This is a genomic window from Limnohabitans sp. TEGF002 (assembly GCF_055395845.1).
On record NZ_AP029224.1, the window covers coordinates 3,165,394 to 3,173,178 of the forward strand.

Consider the following 7,785-nt stretch of genomic DNA (forward strand, 5'->3'; position numbering starts at 1 on the left):
GAGACCGCTGAGTCAGTTTGGCGTCATGGTTATCCCGATGTCTTGTCACGCAGGCGTCTGTCACGCGCAGGGCATGAACTTTGTGTCGCCTGTCACCTCACCGTGCATGTCATGTTTTGGTTTGCACGTTCAGCGCATCGATGGTGCGCAATTCGGTTTTCAGCACCTTGCCGTAATTGTTTTTAGGCAAAGCTTGGACAAAGTGGTAATGCTTGGGCCGCTTGAAACGCGCCACTTGGTCCAAGCAGTGCGCGTCCAACTCGTTGGCACTCAAGGGTTGACGGCACACCACAAACGCCACCACCACTTCGCCCCACTCCGGGTCGGGTCGGCCAATCACCGAGACCTCGGCCACTTGCGGGTGCGTGAGCAAGGCTTCTTCGACTTCGCGGGGATAAATGTTGGTGCCGCCGCTGATCACCATGTCCTTGGAGCGGTCGAGCAGGGTCAGGAAGCCATCGGCATCCAGCCGCCCCACATCGCCCGTTTGCAACCAACCGTCGTGAATGGCTTTGGCGGTGGCCTGCGGGTCGCGCCAATAGCCCGCCATGACCAGTTCGCTGCGCACGCAAATCTCGCCCACTTCACCCACAGGCAAGGGGGCGCCAGTTTCGTCGCCAATCCTCAGCTCGACCATGGCCTGCGCATGCCCGACCGAAGCCAAGCGTTCGCGGTAACGCGGGTGGGTGGTGTCCAGCACATCGCTTTTGGGCAGTACGCTGATGGTCATGGGGCATTCGCCTTGGCCATAAATTTGCGCAAAGTGCGGGCCAATGACCTGCAAGGCTTCTTCGATGTCGGCCAGGTACATGGGGCCGCCGCCATAGACGATGGTGGCCAGACCCTGCGGCCGCTCGGGCAGGGTGCGCGCCGCATCCACCAGCCGCCGCACCATGGTGGGTGCTGCAAAAAACGAAGCCCTCTGCCAGTGCGCGGCCAGTGCCAGGGCTTCATGCGGGTCAAAGCCGTCCGAGCGCGGCACCACGTTCAGCCCGGCGTTCAGCACATAAGGCAAGTGGTACATGCCGCCACCGTGCGACAGCGGCGCGGGGTGCAGCATGGTCTCTCCACGTTCCACCGATTGCACCGTGGCGAAATACGCCATCGTGCAGCCGCGCAGTTGGCGTGCACACAGCACCACACCCTTGGGTCTGCCGGTGGTGCCGCTGGTGTAGAACAACCAGACCGGGTCGTCGTCGCTTCGTTCTTGCAAAGGCAGCTGTGGCCCTTCGGCTTGCAGCATGAAAGTGGTGTTGGCCTGGACAGCTGTACCCACACCCAGTTCGCGCAGTGCTTGTGTGAAAGGCTGCTCCCGTTCGCTGTCGCAAAAAGCGATGCGCGCCTCGCTGTGCTGAGCGATCCACGCCGCTTCGCGTTCGTGCAGCTTGGCGTTCACTGGCACCGCCACCGCACCCGCCCACCAGATGCCCCATATCAGAGGTAAATACTCGGGTGTGTTGTACAGAAAAAGCACCACGCGGTCGCCGGGCCGAACACCTTGTGCGTGTAGCCAACTGGCCGTGCGGGCAGCGCGGCGTGCGAATTCAGCGTAATCGCACCAGACATCGGTGCCGTGCGCGATGGCGGCTTGTTGCGGGTAACGTTCGGCGGTGCGCGCCAACCAGAGAGCGATGTTCATGTGAATGGGGCAGGTAGGTGATGCGATCAGTCCACTAGACCAGGACCATGCCGCCATCGAGCAAAATCGACTGGCCTGTCATGCCGCGTGATTCATGAGAGCCAAGGTAGACCGCCAGGGCCGCGATTTCGTCTGGGTTCAGCACCCGCCCCAGCGGCACCCGCGCCAGTGCGGCCTTGACCATGTCGTCGCCGCTCATGCCCGAACTTTGAGCCACTTGGGCTTTCAGTGTTTCCACCATGTCGGTCTGTACAAAGCCGGGGCAAATGGCGTTCACGGTGACCGCGTGCGGGCTGGCCTCCAGGGCCACGCAGCGCGTCAGGCCCACCACCGCGTGCTTGCTCACGTTGTAGGCGCTTTGGTTGCGCGAGCCCCATTTGCCCGCCGTGGAGGCGATGTTGACGATGCGCCCGTGGCGCCGCGCCTGCATGCCCGGCAGGCACGCCTGCATGAAGTGCAGCACGCCAAACAGGTTCACATCGAGCATGTCCTGAAAGTCCTGCGGTGCGTAGTCGAGGAAAGGTTTGGCTCGGTACACCCCCGCGTTGTTGACCAGCACGTCGACGCGCCCAAAGCGCTCTTCCACTTGCGCCACGGCCGCAATGCAGGCGTCGCGCTCGGTCACGTTCAGACCCAAAGTCATGATGCGCTCGTCAGGCAAGCCCAAGTTGTCCTTGACCTCCTGCAAGCGCGATGTGTCGGTGGCGATCAGGCACAGGCTAGCGCCTTCTGCCGCATAAGCCTCGGCAATCGCACGACCGATGCCACGGCTGGCCCCCGTCACGATGGCCACTTGTTGGTTGAGTCGGTGTGCCATGTTCAGTCCTTGTTTTGAAGCGGTCAGATGAGTGCAGCGCGTTTGCGTTGATCGCCTGGCTGGCCGTGATCGGGGTCCTTGTTCGGGTTGGACAACGCTTGGCGCAGCACGGCCACATAACCCGCTGCCAACTCCATGCGCGGTCCAAAGCCTTGCACGATCAGCATGCGGTGCGCAGCGGGCAGCTTCCAGCACGGCGTGAACACAAACAGGTGGTGTTCCAAGTGGTAGTTCACCCAGTACGGCGCTAACACCATGCGCATGCCCCAATTCGCGAGCGTGGTGCGGGTGTTGCGCAGGCGGTCGTTGTTGTCGCCCACCACCGCGTGCTCGGCGATGTTGCGAACGCGGCTAATCACTTGGTACCACGTCAGCAAAGGCAACAACCACAAGGCAAAGTAAGCCCACCACACGCCAGCGGCAGCCGTGATGGCCAAGATCGCCAGGTTGCTGAGCAAGAAGTATTTTTCGGCTTGGAACAAATTTTTCCAGCGCTGCAAAGGGCTGGGGTCGTTCCCCATTTCCATGCGGAAAAATTCCAGGCGCCGCTGATAACCGGTGATGCCCAAAATGTCACGCCGCATCTTGCGCCAGAAGCTTTGTTTGGAGATGGGAAATGGGGCCGACAAAATCAGGTCGGGGTCTTCGGCTTGCTGTGTATGGCGGTGGTGGCTCAGGTGGTAGGGGCGGTACAGCGTGAGGCTTGCGCCCACGGGCCAGCCGCATAAAAACGCGCCCAGCATGTCATTGAGTCGCGTGTTTTTGAACAGGGCTCGGTGCGCCGCATCGTGCATCAAAATCGCCAGCCCCAACTGCCTGCCGCCAATCACGACCACGGCGACGATGAAACTCAAGGGGTTGGGCCACATCACAAAAAACGCCATTGCCAGCGCAATCACGCCCCAAGCGTGCAGCACCAGGTACGCACCCATCCAGTCAGAGCGTTCGCGTAAAAAAGCGTCTTGCTCGGGGCTGAGGCTGGGCTGGGTGTCGGCGGTCATGGCAATGGCAGTGGGAAAATAAGCCATCTTGTGCCTGTTGACGCCTAAAAATAGTCACGGGCGTGACCTTTCGGGGGCTTTCCCTGAGCGGTTTGGCCGCGCTGCCCGCTCACTTGCCGATGCAAAAGCTCGAAAAAATCACGCCCAGCAAATCGTCGGCGCTGAACTCGCCCGTGATCTCGTTCAGGGCGTTTTGCCCCAGGCGCAACTCTTCGGCCAGCAGGTCCAGGTTTTGCGCTTGCGCGGCCAAATGGGCGTCGGCCACCTCCAGGTGATCACGCACCCGGTGCAGTGCTTGCACATGGCGTTCGCGGGCGATGAACAGGCCCTCGCTGGCTTGTTGCCACCCCGCTTGTTGCAGCAGTTGCTGGCGCAGCGCCTGCAAGCCTTCGCCCGTGCGGGCCGACAGGGTCAGGCCGCTGCGCTCACCTGATGCCTGCGCGGCATCGGCTTTGTTCCACACATCGATCACCGCCACGCTGGCGGGCAATCGGCTTTGCAGTGCGCTGGCAATGTCGGCGTCGGCGTTGTCGTAATCGGCTTGGCCTGCACGCGTCAGGTCGTGCAAAAACAGCACGGCATCGGCCGCTTCGATCTGGCCCCAAGCGCGGGCAATGCCGATTTGCTCGACCTCGTCCACACCTTCGCCTTCGCGCAGTCCGGCGGTGTCGATCACATGCAGCGGCACGCCTTCAATCTGAATGGTTTGCTGCACCACATCACGCGTGGTGCCCGCAATCGGCGTGACGATCGCCAGCTCGGCTCCCGCCAGTGCGTTGAGCAGCGAACTCTTGCCCGCATTGGGCTGGCCCGCAATCACCACCTTGATGCCTTCGCGCAGCAGCGCGCCTTGTTTGGCTTTGCCCAACACGGTTTGCAAGGCCGCTTGCAGGCGGTTCAGTTGGCCTTGGGCATCTGCCTTTTGCAAGAAGTCGATCTCTTCTTCCGGAAAGTCCAGCGTGGCCTCGACCAGCATCCGCAGGTGGATCAGCGCATCGCGCAGCCCGTGAATCTCTTTGGAAAAATCGCCCGCCAAAGACCGGCTGGCGCTGCGTGCCGCCGCCTCTGTGCTGGCGTCGATCAGGTCGGCAATCGCTTCGGCTTGCGCCAAATCGATTTTGTCGTTCAAGAAAGCACGTTCAGAAAACTCACCCGGTTGCGCCACACGCAAACCCGCCAAACGCGGCTGACCCGTGGCCGGGTCGGTTTCGGCCGCCGCTTGCAGGCAACGCGCTACCAACAGCTGCAGCACTACCGGCCCGCCGTGCGCTTGAAGCTCCAGCACGTCTTCACCGGTGAAGGAGTGCGGGGCCACAAAGTGCAGTGCCAGGCCGTGGTCAATCGGGCTGCCATCGGCATCTGCAAAAGGCAGGTAGGTGGCCTCACGTGGTTTGAGTGGCCGCCCGCACAGCGCCTGAATCAGCGACGACAGCTGGCGGCCCGACACCCGCACAATGCCCACCGCCCCGCGACCGGGTGCGGTGGCGATGGCGACGATGGGTTCTTGGTGGCGGGAGAGCATGGCGTTGTCGGATGGAGGCGGGGTGAAGCAAAAAAGGCCGCTTGCGCGGCCCTTTGGGTGGGGTTGTTTTACTTGAACTTGGGCAAGTTGAATTGCGGTGGCACGCCCATGCGGGTGTTGATCATCCACTGCTGCGCGATCGACAAGATGTTGTTCGTGATCCAGTACAGCACCAGGCCCGCTGGGAAAAAGAAGAACATGACCGAGAAGATCAGCGGCATGAACCACATCAACTTGGCTTGCATCGGATCGGGTGGCGCGGGGTTGAGCGCGGTCTGCAGCAAGGTGGTCAAGGTCATGACCAAAGGCAGGATGAAATACGGATCGGGTGCCGACAGGTCATGGATCCAGAGAACCCAAGGCGCGTTGCGCATCTCGACGCTGGACAAGAGCACCCAGTACAGCGCAATGAACACGGGAATCTGAATCATGATCGGGAAGCAGCCACCCATCGGGTTGACTTTCTCTTCGCGGTAAATGCGCATCATCTCTTGCTGCATTTTTTGCGGATCGTTTTTCAGGCGCTCGCGCATTTCCATGATTTTGGGGTTGATGGCTTTCATCTTGGCCATGCTCGAATACGCCTTGGCATTGAGCCAGTAGAAAGCGATTTTGAGCAGCAGCACCAGTGCCACGATGGACCAGCCCCAGTTCTGAATGAAGCTGAACAGTTTGTCGAGCAACCAGTACAAAGGCTTAGACAACATGGCCAACCAGCCGTAGTCCTTCACCAAATCCAGGCCGGGGGCCAGGGCTTCGAGGACTTTTTCTTCTTGAGGACCGCTGAACAGCTGGGTGCTCACCGACTTCGACTGGCCAGGTGCCAGATCTGCCAGAGGCGTGATCATGCCCACGGCGTAGAGGTTGGTGTCGACCTTGCGCACAAAGTTCTCGCGCTGGATACCGTCGGCCAGCAGCCAGGCGGATGCAAAGTAGTGCTGCACCATGGCCACATAGCCGTTGGGCGATGTCTTGTCGATTTCAGCCTTGTTCTTTTCGATGTCGCTGAACTCGACCTTTTGGTACTTCTTGGCCTCGGTGTAAATGGCGGGGCCAGTGAAGGTGGAGTAGAACGACGACTCGCCTGTGGGCTTGTTGCCGTCGCGCACCAGTTGCAAATACAGCTGAGGCGACACGTTGGTGGTGCCAGCGTTGACCACTTCGTGCTTGACGCCAATGGTGTAGCTGCCGCGTTGCAGGGTGTAGGTTTTGACCAATTTGACGCCGTTTTGCACATCGGATTCGAAGCGCAAGGTCAATTCATTTTGGCCATCTTTCAAGCTGCGTTCGCCGCTGAACTTCATGGGCGATTTGTGCGTCGGAAAGTCACCGCCGATCAAACCTGTTTGTGCCATGTAAACGCGGCTGCTGCTTTGGTCGAGCAAGACAAATGGTTTGGTGGTGTCCACAAAGTCAGCGTGCCGGGTGAACTCTGTGCGCACCAAGGAGCCGCCCTCGGTGTCAAAGCTGAGTTTGAGCACATCGGTTGCCACTTCGATTTTCTCGCGGGGTGTGACCGATGCTGCGGGCGCAGAGCTGGGCACTTGGCCTGGCGTTGCTGTCACTGCAGCTGACGCTGCAGGCACGCCGTTGGCGCTGGCAGATGCTGCGGGCGCGGGAGCTTTAGCAGCGCTGGCCACTTCAGGCTTGGGGAAGAAAGTGGCCTTGTTGCCGTTGTACAGCTGCCATTGGTCCCACAGCAGGACCATGGAAAAACCAAAAATCACCCAAAGGATGGTGCGACGGATATCGTTCATGGGGTCTTCTTTGACGAAGTAGGAGATAACAAATCAGAGAACAAGCGCAAGGCTTGTGTGGGAATCGGGTCGTGGCCACCCTTGCACCAGGGGCCGCAACGCACCAAGCGGTGAACGGTCAGGTAACTGCCTTTAGCTGCGCCATGCCGCTCCAAGGCTTGCAAGGCATAGGCCGAACAAGTGGGCTCAAAGCGGCACGATGATCCCAGCCATGGGCTCAGCAGCAAGCGGTAGCCGCGCACCACACCCATCAACAAGCGCTGAATGATCATGTGCGCACCTCGGGACGTGCGGCGCGTTCAAACAATTGTTCCAGCTCTTGCCGCACTGCAAGCTTCAGGGGCTCGGAGGTGGCGCTGATGAATTGTTGGCGATCGAAAGCCGTGCGCAGGCGCACCACATGGGCGGCCACAGGCAAGCGATCGACAAAACGTTCGCTCACGTTGTAGATCTGGCGTTTGATGGCATTGCGCGTGACGGCGCGACGCGCCCAGCGTTTGGGCACCATGGCGCCCAGCCAAACGTCGAACAAGCCAAAAAGGGCCTGCTCCTGTGAAGGTGCAGGCCCGACCTGTTCGGCTGGAGCCAAGGGGGTGTCTGAGGGGCTGGTCAATGTCAGGCGGTGCAGCGCAAAATGCGCTGTGCGCGAGACCGTTCCACCCGCCAGGGCGGCCTGAAATTGTGGGCGTGTTTTCAAACGCTGCACGATGGCCAAACCCTGGAATCAACCGCCTGCAGTGGCGTCAGGCCACAGCCAGACGGTTGAAAAGGCATTAGACAGCCAGACGCTTGCGGCCTTTGGCGCGGCGTGCATTGATCACGGCGCGGCCACCACGGGTCTTCATGCGAACCAGAAAGCCGTGGGTACGGGCGCGACGTGTCTTGGATGGTTGGTAGGTGCGTTTCATAACTCTTCCTTTGTGCCCAATGCCATGAATCAGCGTTGGGCGAAACCCAAGATTATCGCAAACTTTCGGGCGCTCGGCAAATAAACCCGTTTTCAGTACATCGGGTGTTTACCGACGCCGTCCATCGCCGATGTGGTTTAT

The 7,785-nt window shown here is 60.4% G+C and carries 8 protein-coding genes; all 8 read right to left on the bottom strand.

Going from position 1 to position 7,785, the window contains the following annotated elements:
* Window positions 1–109: 109 nt before the first annotated feature.
* The 8 genes from ACZ5SR_RS15840 to rpmH all read right to left on the bottom strand — a co-directional run bounded on the left by ACZ5SR_RS15840 (window position 110) and on the right by rpmH (window position 7,644).
* Window positions 110–1,639: an AMP-binding protein gene (locus ACZ5SR_RS15840; RefSeq protein ID WP_464449564.1), complete on the bottom strand. Its 1,530-nt coding sequence runs from the start codon at window positions 1,637–1,639 to the stop codon at window positions 110–112.
* 34 nt (window positions 1,640–1,673) lie between these two features.
* Complete coding sequence (locus ACZ5SR_RS15845; RefSeq protein WP_464449565.1) at window positions 1,674–2,456, bottom strand: SDR family NAD(P)-dependent oxidoreductase; 783 nt, start codon at window positions 2,454–2,456, stop codon at window positions 1,674–1,676.
* Window positions 2,457–2,479: 23 nt separating this feature from the next.
* The gene (locus ACZ5SR_RS15850) at window positions 2,480–3,457 is read right to left on the bottom strand and encodes a fatty acid desaturase family protein (RefSeq protein ID WP_464449566.1); all 978 of its coding nucleotides are present in this window, start codon (window positions 3,455–3,457) and stop codon (window positions 2,480–2,482) included.
* A 109-nt stretch (window positions 3,458–3,566) separates the two neighbouring features.
* On the bottom strand, window positions 3,567–4,979 hold the full coding sequence (gene mnmE / locus ACZ5SR_RS15855; protein WP_464449567.1) for a tRNA uridine-5-carboxymethylaminomethyl(34) synthesis GTPase MnmE: 1,413 nt from the start codon (window positions 4,977–4,979) through the stop codon (window positions 3,567–3,569).
* Between the two features lie 68 nt (window positions 4,980–5,047).
* Window positions 5,048–6,736, bottom strand: a complete 1,689-nt coding sequence (yidC, locus tag ACZ5SR_RS15860) for a membrane protein insertase YidC (protein WP_464449568.1) — start codon at window positions 6,734–6,736, stop codon at window positions 5,048–5,050.
* Window positions 6,733–7,005 (bottom strand): membrane protein insertion efficiency factor YidD, encoded by a 273-nt coding sequence (yidD, locus tag ACZ5SR_RS15865; RefSeq protein WP_464451073.1) that lies wholly within the window; start codon window positions 7,003–7,005, stop codon window positions 6,733–6,735. Before yidD ends, yidC begins: the two co-directional genes overlap by 4 nt.
* Complete coding sequence (locus ACZ5SR_RS15870) at window positions 7,005–7,442, bottom strand: ribonuclease P protein component (RefSeq protein WP_464449569.1); 438 nt, start codon at window positions 7,440–7,442, stop codon at window positions 7,005–7,007. Before ACZ5SR_RS15870 ends, yidD begins: the two co-directional genes overlap by 1 nt.
* Window positions 7,443–7,509: 67 nt before the next feature.
* A complete protein-coding gene (rpmH, locus tag ACZ5SR_RS15875) occupies window positions 7,510–7,644 on the bottom strand; it encodes a 50S ribosomal protein L34 (RefSeq protein ID WP_005798102.1) in 135 nt (44 codons plus the stop codon).
* Between the last annotated feature and the right edge of the window lie 141 nt (window positions 7,645–7,785).